18 protein-coding genes are annotated in these 19,272 nt (G+C 67.2%); 10 read left to right on the forward strand and 8 right to left on the reverse strand.

Annotated elements, in window-relative coordinates:
• Positions 1-29: 29 nt before the first annotated feature.
• Complete coding sequence (locus ACFWPH_RS19860) at positions 30-1,400, forward strand: MFS transporter (RefSeq protein WP_378753011.1); 1,371 nt, start codon at positions 30-32, stop codon at positions 1,398-1,400.
• Between the two features lie 112 nt (positions 1,401-1,512).
• On the opposite strand, the gene ACFWPH_RS19865 is transcribed toward ACFWPH_RS19860, so the two are convergent.
• Complete coding sequence (locus ACFWPH_RS19865) at positions 1,513-2,598, reverse strand: LLM class flavin-dependent oxidoreductase (RefSeq protein WP_378753013.1); 1,086 nt, start codon at positions 2,596-2,598, stop codon at positions 1,513-1,515.
• Positions 2,599-2,896: 298 nt separating this feature from the next.
• Here ACFWPH_RS19865 and ACFWPH_RS19870 point away from each other — a divergent pair, with 298 nt between their 5' ends.
• The 7 genes from ACFWPH_RS19870 to ACFWPH_RS19900 all read left to right on the forward strand — a co-directional run bounded on the left by ACFWPH_RS19870 (position 2,897) and on the right by ACFWPH_RS19900 (position 12,217).
• Positions 2,897-4,297 carry an NtaA/DmoA family FMN-dependent monooxygenase gene (locus tag ACFWPH_RS19870; RefSeq protein WP_378753015.1) on the forward strand — a complete coding sequence of 467 codons (1,401 nt, stop codon included), beginning with the start codon at positions 2,897-2,899 and terminating at the stop codon, positions 4,295-4,297.
• On the forward strand, positions 4,294-5,931 hold the full coding sequence (locus ACFWPH_RS19875; RefSeq protein ID WP_378753017.1) for an ABC transporter substrate-binding protein: 1,638 nt from the start codon (positions 4,294-4,296) through the stop codon (positions 5,929-5,931). Before ACFWPH_RS19870 ends, ACFWPH_RS19875 begins: the two co-directional genes overlap by 4 nt.
• On the forward strand, positions 5,928-6,929 hold the full coding sequence (locus ACFWPH_RS19880) for an ABC transporter permease (protein ID WP_378753019.1): 1,002 nt from the start codon (positions 5,928-5,930) through the stop codon (positions 6,927-6,929). Before ACFWPH_RS19875 ends, ACFWPH_RS19880 begins: the two co-directional genes overlap by 4 nt.
• Positions 6,926-7,783 (forward strand): ABC transporter permease, encoded by an 858-nt coding sequence (locus tag ACFWPH_RS19885; protein ID WP_378753021.1) that lies wholly within the window; start codon positions 6,926-6,928, stop codon positions 7,781-7,783. Before ACFWPH_RS19880 ends, ACFWPH_RS19885 begins: the two co-directional genes overlap by 4 nt.
• Positions 7,780-9,486, forward strand: a complete 1,707-nt coding sequence (locus tag ACFWPH_RS19890; RefSeq protein ID WP_378753023.1) for a dipeptide ABC transporter ATP-binding protein — start codon at positions 7,780-7,782, stop codon at positions 9,484-9,486. Before ACFWPH_RS19885 ends, ACFWPH_RS19890 begins: the two co-directional genes overlap by 4 nt.
• Complete coding sequence (locus ACFWPH_RS19895) at positions 9,483-10,754, forward strand: acyl-CoA dehydrogenase family protein (RefSeq protein ID WP_378753025.1); 1,272 nt, start codon at positions 9,483-9,485, stop codon at positions 10,752-10,754. Before ACFWPH_RS19890 ends, ACFWPH_RS19895 begins: the two co-directional genes overlap by 4 nt.
• Positions 10,755-10,867: 113 nt before the next feature.
• Positions 10,868-12,217 (forward strand): alpha/beta hydrolase-fold protein, encoded by a 1,350-nt coding sequence (locus tag ACFWPH_RS19900; RefSeq protein ID WP_378753027.1) that lies wholly within the window; start codon positions 10,868-10,870, stop codon positions 12,215-12,217.
• On the opposite strand, the gene ACFWPH_RS19905 is transcribed toward ACFWPH_RS19900, so the two are convergent.
• The gene (locus tag ACFWPH_RS19905; protein WP_378753029.1) at positions 12,162-12,524 is read right to left on the reverse strand and encodes an SLATT domain-containing protein; all 363 of its coding nucleotides are present in this window, start codon (positions 12,522-12,524) and stop codon (positions 12,162-12,164) included. The two genes, ACFWPH_RS19900 and ACFWPH_RS19905, sit on opposite strands and share 56 nt — an antisense overlap.
• A gap of 208 nt (positions 12,525-12,732) precedes the next feature.
• On the opposite strand from ACFWPH_RS19905, the gene ACFWPH_RS19910 reads away from it, so the two are divergent.
• Entirely contained in the window at positions 12,733-13,401 is a 669-nt protein-coding gene (locus ACFWPH_RS19910) for a hypothetical protein (RefSeq protein WP_378753031.1), read from the forward strand.
• A gap of 139 nt (positions 13,402-13,540) precedes the next feature.
• Here ACFWPH_RS19910 and ACFWPH_RS19915 read toward each other — a convergent pair whose 3' ends face one another.
• Positions 13,541-14,377 carry a helix-turn-helix transcriptional regulator gene (locus tag ACFWPH_RS19915; protein WP_378753032.1) on the reverse strand — a complete coding sequence of 279 codons (837 nt, stop codon included), beginning with the start codon at positions 14,375-14,377 and terminating at the stop codon, positions 13,541-13,543.
• Between the two features lie 100 nt (positions 14,378-14,477).
• Between ACFWPH_RS19915 and ACFWPH_RS19920 the strand changes: the two genes are divergently transcribed.
• The gene (locus ACFWPH_RS19920; RefSeq protein WP_378753033.1) at positions 14,478-15,023 is read left to right on the forward strand and encodes a YceI family protein; all 546 of its coding nucleotides are present in this window, start codon (positions 14,478-14,480) and stop codon (positions 15,021-15,023) included.
• 11 nt (positions 15,024-15,034) lie between these two features.
• On the opposite strand, the gene ACFWPH_RS19925 is transcribed toward ACFWPH_RS19920, so the two are convergent.
• The 5 genes from ACFWPH_RS19925 to ACFWPH_RS19945 are packed head-to-tail and all read right to left on the reverse strand — an operon-like array spanning position 15,035 to position 19,200.
• On the reverse strand, positions 15,035-15,796 hold the full coding sequence (locus ACFWPH_RS19925; protein WP_378753035.1) for an ABC transporter permease: 762 nt from the start codon (positions 15,794-15,796) through the stop codon (positions 15,035-15,037).
• Positions 15,793-16,947, reverse strand: a complete 1,155-nt coding sequence (locus ACFWPH_RS19930) for an ABC transporter substrate-binding protein (RefSeq protein WP_378753037.1) — start codon at positions 16,945-16,947, stop codon at positions 15,793-15,795. Before ACFWPH_RS19930 ends, ACFWPH_RS19925 begins: the two co-directional genes overlap by 4 nt.
• Positions 16,944-17,675, reverse strand: a complete 732-nt coding sequence (locus ACFWPH_RS19935; protein ID WP_378753039.1) for an ABC transporter ATP-binding protein — start codon at positions 17,673-17,675, stop codon at positions 16,944-16,946. Before ACFWPH_RS19935 ends, ACFWPH_RS19930 begins: the two co-directional genes overlap by 4 nt.
• A complete protein-coding gene (locus tag ACFWPH_RS19940) occupies positions 17,651-18,682 on the reverse strand; it encodes an acyl-CoA dehydrogenase (protein ID WP_378753041.1) in 1,032 nt (343 codons plus the stop codon). The genes ACFWPH_RS19935 and ACFWPH_RS19940 overlap by 25 nt, the downstream gene beginning before the upstream one ends.
• A complete protein-coding gene (locus tag ACFWPH_RS19945) occupies positions 18,679-19,200 on the reverse strand; it encodes a DUF4242 domain-containing protein (protein WP_378753043.1) in 522 nt (173 codons plus the stop codon). Before ACFWPH_RS19945 ends, ACFWPH_RS19940 begins: the two co-directional genes overlap by 4 nt.
• Positions 19,201-19,272: the final 72 nt, after the last annotated feature.

The raw sequence follows: 19,272 nt of genomic DNA on the forward strand, positions 1-19,272 counted from the left end.
ACTCCATTTCCCCCACTCGAGGAGCACCCATGGGAAATCCACCCGCCTCGATCAGTACCCCCATCGAACCGGGCCCCGGTTCTCCGGCCGATAACGTGGCCGCCCGCCCCACCGCTTCTGACGAGCGGACCCGGCGGCGTTCGGTCTACCCCTGGCTGGTCTTCGCGCTGACGTTCGCATTGCTGCTGTCGGACTATATGTCGCGCCAGGTGCTCAGCGCTGTTTTCCCGTTCCTGAAGGCCGATTGGGCACTGTCGGATTCTCAGCTCGCGTCCCTGACCAGCATCGTCGCACTGATGGTCGGCCTGTTGACCTTCCCGCTGTCGCTCCTCGCCGACCGCTGGGGCCGGGTGCGCAGCCTCATCCTGATGGCCGTGATCTGGAGTGTCGCGACCCTGTTCTGCGCCGTGGCGGCCGACTACGAGCAGATGCTGGCGGCACGCTTTCTGGTCGGAGTGGGCGAAGCCGCGTACGGCAGCGTCGGAATCGCAGTAGTCCTGAGCGTTTTCGCGCCACGGGTCCATTCCGCCCTCAGCGGTGCGTTCATGGCCGGCGGCTCATTCGGTTCGGTCATCGGTGTATCGGTCGGCGGCGTTGTCGCTGTGCACCTGGGCTGGCGATGGTCGTTCGCGGCCATGGCGGTACTCGGCCTGATTCTCGTCGCGCTGTTCCGGGCCGTGGTCACCGAACGCCGGTTGTCCGCGCACGCGGCCGACCAGGACGTCGCGCCGGCCACGCGTCCGGACTCGCCCCCGCTCCGGGTCCCGGTCTCCACGCTGTTCACCAACCCTGCTGTCTGGTGCGCGTATCTCGGCGGCGGTCTGCAGATGTTCACCGCCGCTGTGCTGCTGTCGTGGACGCCCAGTTTCTTCAACCGTGAATACAGTATGGCCCCGGACAGGGCCGGCGTGATCGCTTCGGTCTTCGTGCTGCTGATCGGCACCGGCATGGTGGTCTGCGGAATGATCACCGACCGGGTCAGCCGCCACAATCCCGCCGCGAAATGGTCCAGCGCCATCGCGTTCTGCACTATCTCGCTGGCGTGCCTCGGCATCGGATTCCACCTGGCGCCCGGTCCGGCGCAATTAGCGCTCATCGGGTTCGGTGCCTTTTTCGCCGCCGGTTCCTCCGGACCCACGGCGGCGATGGTGGCGAGCCTGACCCACCAGTCGGTGCGAGCTTCCGCGCTCGGCAGCCTCACCGTCGCCAACAACATCCTCGGATTGGCGACCGGGCCATTCGTCGTCGGTATCCTCGCCGACCACCTGGGCCTGCTCGGTGCGTTACAACTGACACCGCTGGTCTACGTACTGGCTATCGTGGCGTTGTTCGCGGGCCGGCGGTTGTACGCGGCGGGTTTGGAGAAGCTCGCGCGGCAAAGCGCCGCGGCTCCGAACTGATCGAATACAGCCGAGAAACCGTGCCGAGCAGCGGCCGGAATCCTTCTCGTGACCGAATGTGGCGCGGCTGGGAGCACGAGTACCCGGGCCCCACCTCGGTCGCAGTAGACCGCTACGACTGCTCCACCGAACTTCGTACACTCGCCCCCGCGGGTTTCCAGCCGAGGGCGGGGGCGATGAATTCGACGGTGTCGTACAGGATCTGTTCGTAGTCACCGCGGTGGAATTCGTAGGGCAGTTCCAGGCGCAGTTCGGTGGTATGGGCGAGCACCGGGTCGGTGCGCAAACGCTCCACGATCTGCTCGGCGGTGCCGGCCAGATCCGGGGCGAACAGGATTCGCCGCTCGCCCTGCGGGGCCAGGGTCCGGTCGTGGCGGGCGGCCGCGTACTGCCGGTAGCGTTCGCGGGTCGCCCGGTCGGCGCTGTCGAAGGGGACGATCACCCGGCCCACCGCCACCCTGGCCGGCCGCGACGGATCTGTATGCCGGCGGTACTCCTCGAGCAGTTGCCGCTGGGTGGTGCCGAAATCGTCACTGTGCTCGCCGAATACGACATTCCCGGTGAGCAGGTTCAAACCGTTCACGCCGGCCCAGCCCACCGAACGGGCACTGCCGCCGCCGTACCAGAGCCGGTCGATCAACCCGGGGCTGTGTGGTTGGAGACGGGGACGCTGGATATTGCCGGGGGAGTGGATCACCGTATCCGGGCCGCCCAGGTAATCGCCGCGCAGATTGTCCATCAGCCGGGAGATCCGTCCGTAGGACAGGTCGTAGCCGCGCCAGTCGCCGTCGAAGACGAGGTCGCCGATCAGTTCCGCGTGCGGCGGTGTGCCCGCGCTGAAACCGGGCTGCAGCCGCCCACCGGACAGCACATCGGCCATCGACAGATCTTCGGCCAGCCGGAACGGGCTCTCGTAACCGATGGGGATCACGGCGGTGCCCAGCTCGACCCGGCTGGTGCGCTGGGCGGCGGCGGCGAGGAACACCGCCGCCGACCCCACCCCGTGCTCGAGGTGGCGCTGCCGGATCCAGGCACCGTCGAAACCCAGGCGTTCGGCTGATTCGAACAGCAGCAGGGTGTCCTCGAGCCCGGTGGCGGGGTCCCCGTCGGGATAGTTGCCGGGGGTGAGCAGTGAGAGCTTTGCGATCGACGGTCTGCCGGCGCTCATCGGATCGGCCGAGGTTGCCGGTGTCGTCATGAAATGCTCCTCCGCAGCCGTTCCGTTGAGCGCCGTTCCCGCCGGTCTCGATCTCACCGCGCGCCGGCCTTGCCGGCCAGGGTTGAGATCGGCGCGAACGCAATATCTGTGGGACGGCGGCGGGCCAGGCCTCGCTCGGCCGACCGGATGCCACCACGCGAAGTTCCGGCATCGCGTCGCGGAATCTGCTCGATGGGAATTGCTGAACCATATGATTTTAAGTATTCCGGTGCTCCCCGGCCCGGTGATAGCGTCCACTACCGGTTGGTTACTTAGTCTAGAGAATTGAGTCGCACCGGTGCCGCGCGAATTGCTGTACAACGCTTTCCTGCACTTGACCCCGAATCATCACAGTCATGGTTACTGGCGTACGTCCGAGGGGCAGGTTCAGTACGGTTATTCGAAACTCGAGCCGTATGTGGAAATCGTGAAAACGCTGGAGCGAGGGCGATTCGATACGCTTTTCATCGCCGATGTCTCCGGTGTCTACGATCTCGATTTCGGTGACGGCACCGCCTCCATCCGGGCCGGATCGCAGTTCCCGGAGCCGGATCCGGTCACCATCGTCTCGGCGCTCGGTCTGGTCACCGAACATCTCGGTATCGCGGTGACCAGCAATATCATTCAGAGTCACCCGTTCGCCTTCGCGCGTCAGTTGTCCTCGCTGGACCATTTCACCGGTGGACGGGTCGGCTGGAATATTGTCACCTCATATCTGCGCAACGGATTCCAGAATTTCGGGTACGACGATATCATCGGCCACGACGAACGCTATGAATGGGCGCAGGAATACGTCGATGTGACGTACAAGCTCTGGGAGAAGTCGTGGGAAGACGGTGCCGTTCTGCACGAACCGGAGACGAACAGATTCTTCGATCCGGAAAAGATTCACCGAATCGACCACAGTGGCCCGAGATATCGCGTCGCCGGTCCGCATATTGTCGAACCCTCTCCGCAGCGCACACCCGTTCTCTTTCAGGCCGGCAATTCACCGGTCGGCCGGGAATTTGCCGTGCGCAATGCGGAAGTCACATTCCTGCCGTCGGTGACGCCGGAGGCTGCGCGCCGCGATATCGCGATCCTCGATGATCTCGCCCGCGCGCAAGGTCGCGATCCCGCGTCGCTGAAGAAGATCGTCCAACTGTCCACGGTCATCGGATCGACCGAGGAAGAAGCGCTGCGCAAACAACGCCACCTGCACGACAACATCGACTTCGCCGCGTTGCAGGCCTTCTACAGTGGCGGCACCGGTATCGATTTCTTCGGACTCGATCCCGCGACCACGCTGACCGAGTTGCAGGAGCGCGCCTCGTTCGGCGAGCACGTTCGCTCCACCCTGCGAGCCGCGGCCGACGCCGACCACGGCAACGGCGAGCCTGTCACCTGGGGCGACTACCTGCTGCGGCACGCGCTGCTACCGGGACGATTCGCGGGAACTCCGGACCAGATCGCCGACGAGGTGCAGCGCTGGGCCGACGCCGGCGTCGACGGGTTCAACGTCGTCCCCATCACGACGCTGGGCTGGTGGGACGAATGGGTCGACCAGGTGGTGCCGGTACTGCAGCGCCGCGGTCTGGCCCAGCGCGAGTACCATCCCGGCACCTTGCGGGAGAAACTGTTCCGCAACGGCGCCGCGATCGATCCCACGCACCGCGCGCATACGGTCACCCTGAGCGCCGGGCGGGCTGTCGACGCGTGACCGGTCCGCTACGACGTGCGCCTCGCGCCGCCGGTGCCGCGGTGGCGCTGATCCTCACCGCGGTACTGGCCGGCGGATGCGGCGCGGCGACCACGCTCCCCGATTCCGCGGCCACCCGGCGGGTGGAGGGCGGCACCATCACCTACGCTCACTATCAGGAGCCACCCTGCTTGTGGGGAGGCTGGGTGCAGCAGGCATACCTGTCGCGCCAGGTATTCGACTCACTGGTCAGCTACGACAACGGCGAGATCCGTCCGTGGCTTGCCACATCCTGGAAGCAGTCCGCAGACGACAAGGCAGTGACCTTCACGCTACGGCGTGATATCCGTTTCACCGACGGCACCCCGTTCGACGCGCAGGCCGTGGTCGCCAATGTCGACTACTGGCTGGAAAACCTGGGCTGGGTCGACTATTCGTTCCTCACCGGCGCCGAAGCCGTCGATGAGCACACGGTCGTCCTGCACACGAGCGAACCCAACCCGGAGATCTTCAACGAACTCGCCAACGGTCATTTCGGGATCCAATCGCCGACGGCGCTGCGCGAACATTCGGCCGAGCAGAACTGCCTCGCCCCGGTCGGTACCGGGCCGTGGATCGTCGAACAATGGAAGCGGGGGGAGGGAATCCACTTCGTGCGCAACGACGACTACAACTCGGCACCTGCCAACGCCCGGCATCAAGGACCGGCCTACGCCGAACGCCTCGACTGGAAGTTCGTCCCCGACGCCACCACCCGCTGGGGATCACTGCTGACCGGCCAGGCAGACGCGGTGTACGACATTCCTTCGTCCCAGTGGCAGGCGGCCAACCGCGACTACCAGGTGCTCAACTACGTTGCCACCGGCCGGCCGCAGGCCCTCACCTTCAACACCGCCCAGGGGCCGTTCACCGATCGCCGTGTCCGTCAGGCTTTCACCCACGCCATCGACCGGACGAAGATCGCCGCTGCCGTGTTCAAAGGATCCGTACCGTTCGAAGGCAACGGATCACTGAGCAAGACCACGCCCGGCTACCTCGCCGTCGACGACACTTTGCCCTACGACCCCGCCGCGGCCGACCGCCTGCTCGATGCCGCGGGCTGGACCCAGCGCGACAGCGAGGGCTACCGGATGCGGGACGGGAAGGTGCTACGAGCCCGGCTGCCCTACGGTCTCGGTTCGATCATCACGCCTGACGGCTCCACGGCCGTCCAGATCATCCAGGATCAGGTCCGCCGGGTCGGTATCGAACTCGACCTCATCCCGCTCACCCCGACCCAGCAGTTCGGCGGCGCCTACGCGAAACAGCACGAGAAGGAGATCAGTTTCGGTTACTGGGTGTGGCCGTCGCCGAGCATTATGTACATCACCTACAAGGCCGGCACCGCCGATGCGCCCAACGGCAACAACACCGCGTTCTTCGACAATCCGGAGGTAGAGGCGAAAATCCTCGACGCGCAACGGGAGCCGGACCCCGCCGAACGCACCCGCAAATACGCGGACCTGCAGACCTGGTTCCAGAACGAAGCCGTCGCCGTCGGTCTCTACAACTACACCTACAACCTCACTGTCGCAGACAACCTGAAGGACGTCTGGCAGGACAGCGGCAACGGGTTGCCCGTCTTCAGCGACGCCTATTTCGTGGAGCCGTCATGACCGGTGCCACCGTTGCCGAAGCCACCGCCACACCGGTTTCCGCGCCTCGCGCCGGTGCGATCGCCCGGTCCGCTGCCGCGCGGATCGCCTCGGCCGTTTTCGTGCTGTGGGGTACGGCCACCGGCACCTTCCTCGTACTGTCGGTACTGCCCGGGGACCGTGCCACCATCCTGCTGAACATCCGTTCGGGTCAGACCATCGAACGCACACCCGAAGAACTCGCCCCGATCAACGCCGAATACGGCTTCGATCAACCGGTGCTCACGCAGTACTGGACCTATCTCACCGGCCTGCTGCGCGGTGACTTCGGCGAATCACTGCAACTGCAGCGGCCCGTCGTCGACATCATCGGCGAACAGATCGCCCCCACCCTCACACTGGCGCTCGGGGCGCTGGTGCTGGCATGGGTGCTCATCATCCCCTGGACACTGCTCACCGCCGGCCGCGGCCGCCGCGCCGCAACGCTCGGTTCCGCGGCCGAAACCATCACGGCCGGGCTACCGCAGTACTGGGTCGGGATACTGCTGCTCATCGTGCTCGCGGTCCAGCTGCGCTGGTTCCCGGTGCTCGGCGGAACAACCCCCGCCGGGACGGTTCTGCCGCTGGTCACACTCGCGATACCGCTGACAGGGTTCCTCGGGCAGGCCATCCGCGGCGAATTCGACCGGGCCGGCCGCCAGCCCTTCGTCCTCACCGCACGGGCCCGGGGAATGGGTTTGGCCGGTGTCCGGGCCCGGCACGTGCTGCGCCACTCCCTGATCCCCGGGATCACTCTCACCGGTTGGGCCGTGGGCAGCCTGTTGTCCGGGGCCGTACTGGTCGAAACCGTCTTTGCCCGGCCCGGATTGGGCAATGTCCTGGTCACCGCAGTGACGTCCAAGGATTTCCCGGTGGTCTCCGGGATCGTGATCCTGATCAGCTTCGCCTACATCCTGATCAACCTGGTGATCGACGCCGTGTACCTCGTCGTCGACCCGCGACTGGAGTCCCATCGATGACCGCACCCGCCACCCTGAGGGCGCCCGGCCGGACGGCCCGGCGCACCCGGCCGCCGCTCACCGTCGTGATCTGCGCGGGCATTACCCTGTTCTTCGTCGTTGCCGCGCTGGTCCCGGGGGTTGTGGCCACCCATTCACCGTGGCATACCGATCTGGACAATGTGCTCGACGCACCGTCGCTCACCCATCTGCTGGGCACCGACAACGCCGGACGCGACCTCTTCAGCCGCATCGTGTGGGGCACCCGCGAATCCCTGTCGATCGGGGTCGGCGCGATCGTTGTCGCGCTGGCCATCGCCCTCGTCCTGGGCTTCGCCGCCGGGATCGGGCCGCGCCCGGTCGCCGCACCGGTCGATCGCGTCCTGGAGATTCTGCTCGCATTCCCCACCCTGCTGCTGGCGCTGCTGCTGGTGACATTGCTCGGGCCCTCCGCGCAGAGTCTCGTCATCGCTGTGGGGGTGGGTACCGCACCGGGTTACGCGCGCCTGATCCGGGCACAGGCGCTCGGCGTGAAGAATTCGGGATACGTCGAATCGGCGCGCGCCATGGGGCATACCCGGCGCACCATATTCATCCAGCACATCTTCCCGAACGCGTTGCGCCCGTTGCTGGCGCTGTTCACCCTCGGTATCGGGCAATGCGTGGTCTGGGCCTCCGGGTTGTCGTTCCTCGGGCTCGGCGTCGCGCCGCCCGCGGCCGAATGGGGTGTGCTGCTCAACGAGGGCAAAAGCGAAATCCTGTCCGCCTGGTGGCTGGAGGTGTTCCCCGGTATCGCGATCGTGCTGGTCGCGCTCGGTGTCACCCAGCTCGGGCGCTATCTGCAAGACCGTGCCGAAGGGAGCGCCGCCCGATGACCACCGAACCCGAGCGCGGGGTCCGCGTCGAACATTTGAACGTCTCCTTCCGCACACCGGCCGGCGAAATCGTTCCCGTCGTACGCGATATCTCCTTCGGAGTACAGCCCGGCCGTTGTGTCGCCCTCGTCGGTGAATCAGGGTCCGGGAAGAGCGTCACCGCCCGCACACTGCTCGGACTCACCGGCGCCACCGCGATCGTCGACGCCACCACCCTCTCCCTGGACGGAGAAGATCTGCTGACCGCCACCGAGCGCCGCTGGCGGCGAATCCGCGGCACCCGGATCGGGGTCATCCTCCAGGACGCCCTGGTCTCCCTGGACCCCCTGCGCCCTGTCGGCGCCGAGATAGGGGAGAGCATCAGCCTGCACCGCCGGATCGGCCGCGCTCGCCGCCGCGATCGTGTCCTGGAACTGCTCGAACGGGTCGGAGTTCCCGAACCGCGGCTGCGGGCACGTCAACGCCCCGGCGAACTATCCGGCGGTCTGCGCCAGCGCGCGCTCATCGCCTCCGCCATCGCGCTCGGGCCCGAGATCGTCATCGCCGACGAACCCACCACCGCACTCGATGTCACCGTTCAAGCGCAAATTCTCGCCGTCCTCGAAGAGATGCTCGCCGGCGGTACCGGCGTGGTGCTGATCAGCCACGACCTTGCGGTCGTCGCCCGGCTCGCCGACGACATCCTGGTCATGCGGGGCGGCCGGATCGTCGAATCCGGTACCGCCGAAAAAGTTCTCACCACGCCTCGCCACCCCTACACCCGGCAGCTGATCGATGCGATCCCCGGCGAACACACCAAGGGCGCCCGCCTGACCCGTGGCCCGGCAACGTATACCGCCGCCACTCTTTTTCCGGACAGGCCCGGCCCGGAAGCCGATCCGAACGAAACCCTGCTCGAAGCACGCCGGATCGTGAAGTCCTATCGCGGACCCGACCGTGTCACCCGGACGGTCGTCGACGATGTCTCCTTCCGGCTGGCGCGCGGGGAAACGCTGGGCATCGTCGGTGAATCCGGTTCCGGTAAGAGCACCCTCGCCCGGATCGCGCTGTCCCTGGTCGCCCCCGACAGCGGCGAGATCCGCTACCGCGGCACCGTGCGACCGTCGACGGATACCGCAGAACAACGCCGCATTCGGCGCAAGATCGCCGTCGTCTACCAGGATCCTCTCAGTTCCTTCGACCCGCGCTGGACCGTGGAACGGATCCTCACCGACGCCGTCCGGCTCGGTGACCCACACGCGGCGCGCCGGGCGCGTGACCGTGCCCTGACCCTGCTCGACGTCGTCGGTCTCACCGGTGCCCAGATCGATACCCGGCCCGCCACCATGTCCGGCGGGCAACGCCAGCGCGTCGCCATCGCCCGCGCCCTGGCCACCGACCCGGAGATCATCGTTCTCGACGAAGCGGTTTCCGCACTCGACGTCTCGGTACAGGCCCAGGTGCTCGACCTGCTCACCGACCTCCAGGAGCAACTGGGCCTGAGCTATCTGTTCATCTCCCACGACCTGGGCGTCATCCACCATATAAGCGACCGCGTCCTGGTCATGCAGGGCGGCCGCGCCGTCGAACAGGGCGACGCCGACCAGATCTTCACCGAGCCCCGCGAGCCCTACACCCGGCAGCTGCTCGCTTCGCTGCCGCGCCTGGAATACGCACGACTGCACACCACCCGAACCAGTAATCAGGAGAGCATCGGCGCATGAGTACCCGCAGTACCGCCACGATCCGCGAGGCTGTCGCCGCGGTGGCCACCGACGCCCGCGCCGAAGCCGCGCACCGCGAACGGCAGCGCAGCTCACCCGCGGACCAGGTACGCCGCCTCGCCCACGCCGGTCTCGGAGCCTTGCGTGTTCCGGTCGAGTTCGGCGGCGCCGGCGGCACCGTCACCGATCTGGCCGCACTGCTCGTCGAGGTCGCCGCCGCCGATTCCAACCTGACGCAGATCGTGCGCGGGCACCTCGGATTCGTCGAATCGCTGCGCGCACAGCCACCCGGCGCCGGCCGTGACGAACTTCTGGCGGCCGCCGGCCGCGGAGAACTGTTCGGACCGGCAGCCTCGGTCCGGGCCCCCGCCGAACCGGCCGACGGCGCCACCTCACTCGTCGACGGTGACACCCGGATCACGACCGCAGGCGACGCTGTGCGCCTGTCCGGCACCAAGTACTACACCACCGGCAGCCTGTACGCCGAGTGGATCAATGTTCTCGTCCCCGTCGAAAACGGCTATGCCGAAGCCGTGATCCGAACCGACGACCCCGGCGTCACCGTTACCGACGACTGGAATGGTTTCGGACAACGCCACACCGCCAGCGGCACAGCGGTGTTCGATGATGTGCCGGTCCGGCCGGAACACATCTTCCCCCGCACGGACCCGGACTCGGACGCCTATCTCAACGCCTTCTACCAGTTCGTACACTCGGCGACCCAGGCCGGAATCACCCGCCGCGCAGGGGAGGACCTCGCCGAGATCGTGCGCGGCCGCACCCGGACCTACCCGCTGGCCGCCGCCCCGACACCTCGCACAGATCCGCAGGTCCTCGGTGTGGTCGGCGAGGTGGTCGCACGCGGTTACGCCGCCCGCGCCGACGTCACTGCCCTGGCCACCACCTTCGACCGTTTCCACGCGGCCCCGCCCGGGCAGCGCCCCGGCTTGCTCGCGGACGTCGTCGTCGAATCGGCGGCGGTGCAGGTTCTCAACTCCCGGTTGGTGAGCGAAGCCACCTGGTTACTCTTCGACGCCGCAAGTGCCTCCGCGGTGGACGCCGATCTGGCCCTGGATCGGCACTGGCGCAACGCCCGCACCATCTCCTCGCACAATCCGTCGATCTACAAATCCCGCGTCGTCGGCGACCATGCGGTCAACAACCGGCTACCGGCGTCGCCGTTGACGAAGAACCTTCCGACAGCCGATGCGTCAGCGGAGAAGCCCGCGCCGCTAGCAGGCGCACCGGGGTCACCCGGGGCCCGCTGAGCATTGCCGACCTCTGCGCATGGCCGGCGGTTGGTCGATTGCGGCCGGCGTACTGGACAACGACTTCCCAGCGTTGGACACTAGAGCCATCTGCTATCGATGGGGTGAATCGAATGGTCGGAACCCACACCGTTGCTGCCGGGGAAACGTTGTCTGCCTTGGCGTTGCGCTTCTACGCCGATGCGGAACTACACCGACTGATCGCCACCGCCAGCGGGATCACCGACCCCGACGCCATCAGAGTCGGGCAACAACTGATAGTCCCCGACTTCACGAGATACACGGTCCGCGCCGGGGACACGTTGCCCGGCCTGGCGTCACGCTTCTACGATGACCCCTCGCTGTCCCCACTGATCGCCACCGCCAGCGGGATGACCGAACTCGAAGCTGTCGATGTCGAACAGCATCTGATAGTCCCCGATCTTACGAGATACACGGTTCGCGCCGGGGACACGTTGTCCGGCTTGGCATCACGCTTCTACGGTGACGTGTCGTTTTCGCCGCTGATCGCCACCGTCAATGGCATCGCCGACCCCGATATAGTCGACGCCGGGACCATGCTGACCATATTCGTCGGGCGTAGTGACGGATTCGGACTGACGATCGTAGACAGCAACGAGGACGACCCTCGCATGTGGTATTACCGGTTCCAGACTCAGGCGATCGGCTGGAACCCCAGAGTCAATGTCCTGCTTCCCGACGGCTACCGCACCAGCGGGCTGAGCTATCCCGTCCTCTACCTATTCCACGGCGGCGGTGTCGACCAGGACTTCCGCGCATTCGACTTTCTGGGCATCCGCGACCTGACGGCCGGAAAACCGATCATCGTCGTCATGCCCGACGGCGGACACGCGGGCTGGTACTCCAACCCGGTCAACTCGTTCGTCGGCCCGCGCAACTGGGAGACGTTCCACATCGCCCAGCTACTTCCCTGGATGGACGCGAATTTCCGGACATTCGCCGAATACGACGGGCGCGCCGTCTCCGGATTCTCGATGGGCGGCTTCGGCGCGCTGAAGTACACAGCCAAATACTCCGGCCACTTCGCCTCGGTCAGCAGTCATTCCGGCCCGGCGAGCCTACGCCGCGATTTCGGCCTGGTCGTACACTGGGCCAACCTGTCTTCGGCGGCCGTGGAATTGGGCGGCGGCACGGTGTACGGCGCGCCGTTCTGGAACCAGGCCAGGGTCACCGCCGACAACCCGGTACAGCGCGTCGACAGCTACCGGAACAGAAGGATCTTCTTGGTCGCCGGCACCAGTCCCAGCCCGGTCGACTGGTTCGACAGCGTGAACGAGTCCGAGGTGCTCGCCGGTCAGCGAGAGTTCCGCGCACGCCTCGGCGACGCGGGTATTCCGCATGAAGCACACGAGGTGCCCGGCGGTCACGTCTTCCGGCCGGAAATGTTCACCATCGACCTCGACGGCATAATCTCCAGGCTGCGACCAGCGGCTTCCGTGTAGCCCTCGGGTGCGATGCGGTGCGGGCTGCCGGGGTTTCCAGCTCCGCGGCCGTTCGAGAGAATTCCAACTCTTGATAGGCGTACCGGGTCGCCGCGATATCTGCGGTCACCGCTGCGGTCATCGTGGTCACCGTCGCCACCCATGCGGACGCCCACCCGGCCTGGAAGACACTCGATATCGCGCCGAGCACCACTGCGGCGGCGGTAAACGCCAGCTGTACCTTGTGGAGTCGGCGTTGCCGCCGATTCATCTCGGCAGCACGAGGCCGATAGTACCGATCCACCTGACCGCGAACACGCTCGTTCATATACGACGCGGTATCGCGCACCGCCGGTAGCGGCCGAACGTGCGCCGTGAGCCCTCGCCGGGGTGCCTGGATCTGCGGCGAAACGGTGGCGCGGACTGTCGTCCGTGCTGTGGGCTTGGCCGACCACCGCTGCCGACATCCGCACCGAAGAGCAGCAGATCGCCGGTGCTCTCGCACCGTTCGGGCCTCCGCGCGATTCCGGTGGTCGATGGGCTCGCTGTTCCCGAAGGGATTGCCGGACTACCCGGCCGCGAGTCTGCGGCAACGATTGTTGAAAGCTCGTTCGGTTCGTGCCGTGATCTGGTTCGACGACCACTGGACGCCCCATTCCCGGGTACTGGCCGGTCGATTGCCGGTGATCGGCTTCGCGCGTCGAACGCTGCGAACGCTACGTCGTTGCCTGAAACCGGTTTTCGTCCGGGCGGGCCTTCCGGTGCGCGTAACGCCCACGGTGCCACGCCCGCGTGCGGTCGAGCTGAGCGTGGTGTTGATCCTGCAGGTACTCATCGCTCCGCTGGTGTTCTTCGCTGTGGTCTTCGCGATCATCCAAGTGACTCTGTCCCGGCAGGACAACATTCTCGCGGAGATCTTGGGAGATATATCCGGGCTCGTTGTCCTGGCCGTGCTCATGAATCTCGTGCTGCTGGCCGTTGTGGTATTTCTGTGGATGTGGCGGGTGTGGTCCGGAGGGCCGCTCGCTGTCGCTGTCGACAGCAACCCCGGAGATGACCGGCGAGGACACCTCTTCGGGCTGGTCGACATCGCCCGACCAGGAGTGCGTCGAGACTTCCGATCCCGATTTCCGCGGATTGGTGTGTTCGCCTCCGGAGGGCGGCTTCTCGGGGACCGAGGAATGGGCGTTCCCGGAGACCGATGACAATTCCTCCTGGACTTTGTCGCGGATACGGGACCGCAAACGGTGGATCGAGTCCCTGGTCTTCCTGAAAACTCCAGGAACTACCCCTTGTCCGTGCGGAAGAGCATGCCGCGTGGCTGCTACGCGCGGCTGTCGCCCATCACTCGCCGGAGGCCTGCGGCGGTACGAGGCGCAGACCGGGGCCGGCGGCGGCCGATCGGTCGGCGAGCCAGATCACGAGATTCTGTTCCGCGTCGCCCTCCAGCATTTCGACAGGGACGTCGACGGCGCCGAGTTCGGGATGATCGAACCGCAGGACCTTGGATATGGGAAGCCCCGCGCCCTGTGGTCGCCAGCGCGCCGCGAAATCGGGATTTCTGCGCAGTGTGGTGATGGTGTCGCGCAGGACCGCATCGCCGGGGCGGCGCAGGGTGGCGCGGCGCAGCAGTTCGGCCGACGTATCGGCGGCGGGGGCCCAGTTGCGCAGCACCCGCCGGGCCTGCGGATGGGCGTAGACGTACCGGGCCAGGTTCACATTCTCCCGCTGGTCCAGCAGTCCCAGCGGGAGAGCGAAATTCTCCCACGCCGTGTTCCAGCCCAGCACATCGAGCCGCAGGCCGAGGACGAACGCCGGGGTGGGCGCCAATGCGCGTAGTACCGTCTCCATCGTCTCCGAGACCTGCTCCCGGGCCGGCGCCGGTTCGGGGCAGCGGGCCTCGTGGCCGCTGGTCATCGCCAGCCAGCCGAATATGCTGCGCTCGCCGTCGTCGAGCAAGAGGGCCTCGGCCAGCGCCTCGATCACCGCGATCGAGGGATTGGTATCGCGCCCCTGCTCGAGCCGGGCCAGATAGTCGGCGCTCATCCCGGCCCGGACGGCCACCTCCTCGCGCCGCAGGCCCGGTGTCCGCCGCCGGCCGCCGCCGGGCAGGCCGATATCGGCGGGTCGCAGTTCGGCGCGGCGTCTGACCAGGTAGTCCGCGAAGGCATTGCGGGTCACCTCACCATGGTGCCGTGTCGCGGCGTGGTTAGCCGCGCCCTGTCAGTGCGGGGATAACCAGGGTCTGGCCGGCGGGGTGCGGTCCGGAGATCGTGAGGTCATGACGACAACACCGAACACCACCCCCACGACCCTGCGCGCCGGCTCGTGGACGCTCGACCCCGCGCACTCCTCGGTCGCGTTCAGCATCCGCCACCTCGGCATCGCCAAGGTGCGCGGCGGGTTCACCCGCTTCGACACCCGGTTCGAGGTCGACGAGACCGGAGCGGCCACGGTCGGCGCGAGTATCGACCTCGATTCGTTCGACACCGGTAATCCCGACCGTGACGCGCATATCCGTACCGCCGACTTCCTGGATGTCGCCAACCGCCCGACCCTCACCTTCCGCGCCACCGAACCGGTGCGGATCGCCGACCGGTTCACCGTCGCCGGAGAGGCCACGCTGGGGTCTGTCACCGCGCCGGTCACGCTGACGGTCGAATGGGGCGGTATCGGCGATTTCGGTCCCGACGGCGAACGGCATGCAGGGTTTTCGGCGACCGGAACCATCAAACGCTCCGATTTCGCTGTCGGCGGTGCTATGCCGGGGCTGTTGAGCGATGCGGTGCAGATCGAGCTGGAGATCCAGCTGATCCAACCGCGCTGAGCGGCGGCAGGTCACCGCCGGTCGAGAATTATCCGGGACAGCGAATCGAGCACATAACCGATGATGCCGATCACCACGATCACAGCCATCACCTGGTCGTAGGCCAGTTGGTCGCGGGCGTTGAGGATCTGGTAGCCCAGCCCGGAGCGAACACCCAGCATTTCCGCCGGTACCAGCACCACCCACGCGATCCCCAGGGCCACGCGGAAACCGGTTTGCACTTGGCCCCGGATTGCGGGCAGGACCACGGCCGTCAGTTGTTCACGCTTGGTGGCCCCGAACGAGCGGGCCACCAGGAGCAGCCCGGGGTCGATCGCCCGCACTCCGGCCGCGGTGTTGAGCACGATCGGCCAGACCGAGGCCGCGGCGACGAGGAAGATCACCGGTTGATTGCCTATCCCGAACAGCGCGACCGCGATCGGTGCCCAGGACAGCGGGGAAATCATTCGCAGGAACTGCACTACGGGGGCGACAGCGTGCTCGGTGGCGGCGTGCAGCCCGAGTAACAGCCCGAGTGGTACGCCGACGGTGACCGCGATCAGCAGTCCCACCAGTAGTCGCCACATACTGACTGCGATATCTGGGAGCAGTACGCCGCGGTCGAACAGTTGTGCGGCTGCGCCGGGGACATGCTGCGGCCCGAATTCGCGTAGCAGCGAGCCCGGCCCGGCCACCAGGTCGGTGAGTACCCACCACAGCAGTACTGCGAGGGCGACGGCGGCCGGCCGGGGGAGCCAGGTGGGGGTCCGGGGCCGGGTGACGACGGTGTTCACGACGGGTCGATCTCCTCGATGCGGGTGAGCCGCTCCGGTAGCCCGAACGCGGCCGGGCCGCCCGCGTGGTCGAGTGCGGCGCGGACGAAGCGGTCGTCCACGAGCTGTTCGTGCACCCGGTCGGGGTCGAGGGCGGACAGGAAGTGGGTGTCGCCGTCGACCACGGTGTCGTGCATGGCGGTCACCAGCGCGGTGGTGAAGCTGGGAAAAGGGAAGGGCTGGAAGCCGATACGCTGCGGACGCCAGTCGGGATGGCGGACCGGTAGCTCATCGGAGTAGGTGAGGGCCTTGGTGATCGCGGGCAGCGGCTGCGGCAGATATGTGCCCGCCAGTTGTTTCGCGGCCGCGGGCCGGTCGGTGGCAATCCGCTGCTGGGCGGTGACCACCACATCGGCGACCGCCTGGGCCGCGGCGGGACGCCGGTCCACCAGATCCTGATGGACCACCAGGGCGCAGCATGCGTGGTCGCGCCACAGATCCCCGAGGAATCGGTGGATCCGGCCGACCCCGCGCAGTTCGGCGGCGGCGTTGAACGGGTCGGCCACGGTGAACGCGCTGATCGAACCGTTGGCCAGCGCGGGAACCATATCCGACGGGCTCATCACCACCAGTTCCACCGTGCCCGCCGACCGTGACGCCGAACCACGGATCACCGGCCGTAATCCGTGCGCGCGTAGTAGCTGCTGGATGACGATGTTGTGGATGGACCACCAGAACGGGATCGCGACCTGCGTCCCGGCGAGCTGTCCGAGGTCGGTGACCCCTGGCGCGACCGTGAGGGCCGATCCGTTGGTGTGGTTCCATCCGAGGATCCGCGCCGGCGCACCGAGCCCGAACTTCAGCTGCACCGCCATCGGCATCAGCAGATGGGCGATATCGACCTGCCGGGTGAGGAACGCTTCGGCCAGCGCCGCCCAGCTGCGGAACAGGACCGGTTCGGCGAACTCCACTGCTGTTCCGGCGCGTTCGGCGATGAGCAGCGGTGCCGCGTCGGTAATCGGCAGATAGCCGATGCGGAGGCGGTCCCCGCCGCTGCCGCGCCGTTGCGCCGCGGCACGGCCGAGATCGGCCATTCCGGCGATGCCTCCCGCCGCGGCCAGTCCGGCGCAGCCGCAGAGCAGGCCGCGCCGCGATATCGAGGGCACGCTCATACCGTCACCGCCGAATCCCGGTAGCGGTCGATGATCCGCTGCCGCAGCAGGTCGGGTTGCGAAGCGCGGCCGAGGTCGGTGAACTCCTCGCGAACCGTGCCGCCCGCACCGATGAGCACGATCCGGTCGCCGAGCCGCAGCGCTTCGTCGATATCGTGGGTGACCAGCACCGTGGTGCACCCTATTTCCCGCACCAGTCCGGCCAGCCAGTTCTGCAGGTCCGCGCGGACGGCCGGGTCGAGGGCGCTGAACGGTTCGTCCAGCAGCAGCAATTGCGGCCGCACTGCCACCGCCCGGATTACCGCGACCCGCTGCGCCTGCCCGCCGGAGAGCTCGCCGACACGGCGTTCGGCGAGCCCGTCGAGCCCGAACCGGCCCAGCAGGTCGTCGGCGTATTGCGGGTCGAAACTCGCGCGGTGCCGGGCGAAGCGCGCACCGAACCGGACGTTGTCGCGCACCGACAGCCACGGCATCAGCAAGGGTTGCTGGAATACCATGCCGGTTGCCGGGCTCTCGGAACTGTCCGTATCCCAGTCGATTTCGCCGCCGTCGAGCCGATCCAGTCCCGCGATCACCCGCAGCAGCGTCGATTTGCCGCTGCCGCTGGCGCCGAGTATCACGAGCAACTCGCCCGTGCTGATCCGCAGATCCACCCCGTCGAGCACGGGTTCGGTGCGGCCGGGATAAACCTTGCGGGCATCCGCTAGTTGTACTGCGACAGTTCCCACCGCAACTGGCCTTCCGAAGGAGATTGAACAGGGAGGAAGGCGGCTTCCCGGAACCGCCGGTTGGTGCCACAGCGCAGCGCGTAGCCCGCGCCGCCGCACAGCGTGGATTCCAGGCGGGTCGCTTCCACCGCCAGCCGCGCGGCCTCCAGCCGCAGCCGCAGCAGGTCGGCCGGTGGTGTCGCGTGGGCGTCGGCGGCATGGTCGTACAAGGCCTGCCGGGCGGTGGTGTACCGGTCGGCGAGTAGCCGGTATTCGTCGCGGAACTGGGCGCCGAGTCCGTCGAGGCGGGTACCCGACTCCTGGACCGCGGTACCCGCGATACCGGTGCAGAACGCGGACTGCAGCAGCAGGAACACCGGACGGATCGCACCGCAGAAGCCGGGCAGGTCCGCGGTGACCAGCTGGTCCGCACCGACCTCGACCTGTTCGAAGGTCAGTCCGGTCGAGGCGGTGGCGCTCAGGGCGAGCAGCTCCGGTGCCGGGCGGATATGGACGCCTGCGGCATCGGCTCCCACCACCCCTACGCGACCGCGACCGTCGCTGCCGCGGAATGGGAAGACGATCACCGAGTCGTCGAAAACATTGGAGGCCCACGCGATCGGGCCGGAGACCCGGCCACCTGCGGTTCCGTCCGCCTCCAGCGGCAGCTCGCCCAGACCGGCGAGGTGCTTGAGCGCGGCGGCCATGGCCGTCACCCCGATGAGCCGGCCCGAGGCCAGCTCGTCGAGATACCGATCCCGGACCGGCCCCGGTGCCCGGCAGAGGTATTCGAGTGACATTCGCTGTGCCCAGAGTGAGAAACCCGCGGCCAGGCTTTCGCCTGCGACCTTCTCCACCACCTCGGTGATCTCGCGGATATCCGAACCGCCCAATCCCGCCGAAAGCAGTCCGGAACTGCCGATTTCGCCGATATCGGCACGGATATCGGTGTGGCCGAGGTCGAGGTCGGCGGCACGGTCGCGGACGAAGCCGGTGAGGGCGGTCAACGCGGTGACAGTGGCGGTCATATCTGCGGATCCGCCAGTTCGTGCAACCGGTCCACCGGCGTGTTCACCGCGTCCCGCGCCCGGCGCACCGCCGCCTCGTCGGGCGCGTCGTAGAAGCACAGGCATTTGTCCATGTCCTCGCGGACGTAGGTGCGCAGGAAGCTCACTTCGGGTACGTCGGCGTATTTGGGTGCGTTGGCCTTCTTCCGGGCGAGGTAGGTGTCCATATCGATCTCGGCGGGAATATCCCATTCGACGAGGTACCCGGCGGTGGGGCGGGCGGCCTTGATCGCCGCCAGGTCGGCGCCCACCAATCGGACCTGGTGCGGGCCGTCGACGGCGGTCGCGAGTACCTCGTCGGCGGGCAGCGCCGGGGCGCGGCAGTCGGCGAATTCGGTGATCGCGAAGATCCGTGAGGCACCGCCGGTGACCTGGGCCTCGAGCAGGGCACCGCCTTCTTTCTCGGCCCGGGCGCCGAATTCTTCGATGGTCCGGCTCGCGGGGCCGGTGGGCACGAGTTCGTACAGGTACAAGGACATGGGCAGTCAGCCTTCCCACAGTGGAATCTACGAATGGACGCGACCGCCTACGGCGGCCGAGGCCGGGAATGC

Origin of the sequence: Nocardia sp. NPDC058499, assembly GCF_042719915.1 — a bacterium.
Taxonomy (GTDB): Bacteria; Actinomycetota; Actinomycetes; order Mycobacteriales; family Mycobacteriaceae; genus Nocardia.

Coding starts and splice junctions, on each gene's coding strand:
- ACFWPH_RS19940 (WP_378753041.1), bottom strand. CDS start 18,682: ATGACCGCCACTGTCACCGCGTTGACCGCCCTCACCGGCTTCGTCCGC.
- ACFWPH_RS19895 (WP_378753025.1), top strand. CDS start 9,483: ATGAGTACCCGCAGTACCGCCACGATCCGCGAGGCTGTCGCCGCGGTG.
- ACFWPH_RS19905 (WP_378753029.1), bottom strand. CDS start 12,524: ATGAACGAGCGTGTTCGCGGTCAGGTGGATCGGTACTATCGGCCTCGT.
- ACFWPH_RS19930 (WP_378753037.1), bottom strand. CDS start 16,947: ATGAGCGTGCCCTCGATATCGCGGCGCGGCCTGCTCTGCGGCTGCGCC.
- ACFWPH_RS19880 (WP_378753019.1), top strand. CDS start 5,928: ATGACCGGTGCCACCGTTGCCGAAGCCACCGCCACACCGGTTTCCGCG.
- ACFWPH_RS19885 (WP_378753021.1), top strand. CDS start 6,926: ATGACCGCACCCGCCACCCTGAGGGCGCCCGGCCGGACGGCCCGGCGC.
- ACFWPH_RS19890 (WP_378753023.1), top strand. CDS start 7,780: ATGACCACCGAACCCGAGCGCGGGGTCCGCGTCGAACATTTGAACGTC.
- ACFWPH_RS19910 (WP_378753031.1), top strand. CDS start 12,733: ATGGGCTCGCTGTTCCCGAAGGGATTGCCGGACTACCCGGCCGCGAGT.
- ACFWPH_RS19865 (WP_378753013.1), bottom strand. CDS start 2,598: ATGACGACACCGGCAACCTCGGCCGATCCGATGAGCGCCGGCAGACCG.
- ACFWPH_RS19945 (WP_378753043.1), bottom strand. CDS start 19,200: ATGTCCTTGTACCTGTACGAACTCGTGCCCACCGGCCCCGCGAGCCGG.
- ACFWPH_RS19920 (WP_378753033.1), top strand. CDS start 14,478: ATGACGACAACACCGAACACCACCCCCACGACCCTGCGCGCCGGCTCG.
- ACFWPH_RS19900 (WP_378753027.1), top strand. CDS start 10,868: ATGGTCGGAACCCACACCGTTGCTGCCGGGGAAACGTTGTCTGCCTTG.
- ACFWPH_RS19860 (WP_378753011.1), top strand. CDS start 30: ATGGGAAATCCACCCGCCTCGATCAGTACCCCCATCGAACCGGGCCCC.